The 2,005-nt window shown below is 71.2% G+C and carries 2 protein-coding genes; both read right to left on the bottom strand.

Features of this window, described 5'->3' with window-relative positions:
- Positions 1 to 135: 135 nt before the first annotated feature.
- A complete protein-coding gene (locus G6027_RS16190; RefSeq protein ID WP_182638054.1) occupies positions 136 to 483 on the bottom strand; it encodes a DUF3054 domain-containing protein in 348 nt (115 codons plus the stop codon).
- 20 nt (positions 484 to 503) lie between these two features.
- Complete coding sequence (locus G6027_RS16185; RefSeq protein ID WP_182638053.1) at positions 504 to 1,808, bottom strand: YbhN family protein; 1,305 nt, start codon at positions 1,806 to 1,808, stop codon at positions 504 to 506.
- Positions 1,809 to 2,005: the final 197 nt, after the last annotated feature.

The raw sequence follows: 2,005 nt of genomic DNA, 5'->3' as shown, positions 1-2,005 counted from the left end.
CCCCGTCGCCGGGGGCCGCGCGGAACCGGTCACCCTCGTGGTCCCGGAGGGAATCCCGACCCCGGACGGCGTCAGGCTGCCCGAGACCGTCACCGTCCCGGCCCACATGCTCGACCAGATCCCGCCCGAGTTCCGCTAGGCCGCCCGGCGTCGGGACAACGCCGCGCGCAGCGCCCGCCAGCTCAGGAGGAACACCCCGGTGGTGAGCGCGGCCACCACCATGAAGCTCCAGTGCGGCACCCGACCGTCACCGAGCCCGCGGATCAGCATCCCGCCGACCAGCGTGGCGCCCCACACCAGGACACCCGATCGGACGGTCGCGGGGTCGCGGCGTGAGGCCAGCACCACGATCCACCCCACCGCCAGGCCCACCAGGAACGGCCACGCCGTCCCCCACACCTGTCCGATCCCGAGACCCTCGGAATGGGCGCCGCGCCCGAAGGTCGCGAACACCCCCACGAGCACGGCGTCCAGCAGGAACATCAGCGGCAGGACCACTCGGTTCACCGATCCCTCTCGTCCCGGTGCTCGCCGCCGCCCAGTGAGCAGGATGCCTCACCCTCCGCTGCGTCCCGGGTCCCGTCCTCCCGGACGCGCAGGAAGGGGATCGGCCCGGAGTCGTGGTGGACGGTGGCGCGCCACGGCGTTCCCCTCATCGGCCACATCGCGGCGAGACCGGCCGGCGGGGCGGCGACGGCCGGTCGGTCGGGGTCGAGACGCGGCGACGACGGGGCGTCCTCGCGCGAGGCGTCGTCATCCCCGGGTGTGGCATCGGGATCGACGTCCACGGCGCCGCGGTAGAAGAGGAAGAAGATCACCCACCCGGCCAGAGCGATCAGGACGAAGCTGACGACCCGGTAGACGAACACCGTCGCGAACGCCTGGTGTGCACCGAGCCCACCCGCGGTGAGGGCGGTGATGAGGGCGAGCTCGACGGTCCCGAGGCCGCCGGGGGTGATCGGCGCGGAGGCGACGATCTTGCCGGTGACATAGGCGATGCACAGGCCGCCGATGCTGTGCTGGGCACCGACCGCGTTTGCCGCCGCCCACAGACAGCCGATGTCGGCGGCCCAGTTCAGCAGGGAGAACGCGAAGGCTTTGGAGAGCTGCCTCTTGGACAACTCGACGGCGTCGGCCTGCGACACGACCTTGCGCACCGCGGCGGCACCGTGGTCGGCAGGCTTGCGACGCCGGGCGTTGACCCACTCCAACAGGGCCAGGAGAGCTCCCTCGATCTTGTCCGGGTTCCGGGCCGCCCACTGCACCACCACCACTATCGCCACGAGTCCGACCGCGGACAGCATCAGCAGGAACGGGTTGGACACGCGACCCACCAGGAAGAAGCCCATCAACGCGAGAAGCACGATCCCCACGGTCGACAGCACTCCGGAGATCACCAGTTGCCACGACGCCACCACCCGGGTCGCGCCCCACTGACGGGTCTTGCGGTAGGTCAGGGTGGTACCGAACACCTGGCCGCCGGGGATGGAGGTGGAGAACGCGTTGGCGGAGAAGACCAGGCCCACGCTCTCCCAGTACCCCACTCTCACGCCAGCCGACCGCAGCAGCACCTTCTGCACCGAGCCGTAACTGGACATGGACAGGTACGCGAACACCAGCGCCGCCGCAACCCAGCCCCAGTGCGGACTGGTGACCGCCGAGAACCCCTCGGCGAAGAACGGCATCTGCCCGCGGAGCCAGTAGAGGACCAAGCCCAGGACGGTCAGCGTCGCGATCGCCTTGAACCAGGGGTTGACGAGGACCACCCGGACACGACGACGCAGAACGACGCCCCGGGTCCCCTTCATCCCGCCACCATAACCCGCAGAACGACCGCAGCCCAGGTTCACACTCCGTAGGTCGGGCGGGGCCTCACGCGTCGCGATCCCGTTCCCTCTCCCTCTCACGCTCCTGCCGGAGCCGGGCGATCAGCTCCGCCGCGGGGATCTTCTCTCCGCCGCCGCCGTCTCGCCGACGGGGCGCGGGGCGGGGCGCGGGCCGGGGC

The sequence above is a fragment of the Dietzia sp. SLG310A2-38A2 genome (genome assembly GCF_014145095.1).
Classification (GTDB): domain Bacteria; phylum Actinomycetota; class Actinomycetes; order Mycobacteriales; family Mycobacteriaceae; genus Dietzia.
Note: the sequence above shows the minus strand (reverse complement) of the source record. Positions and strands in the feature narration are given on the sequence as shown.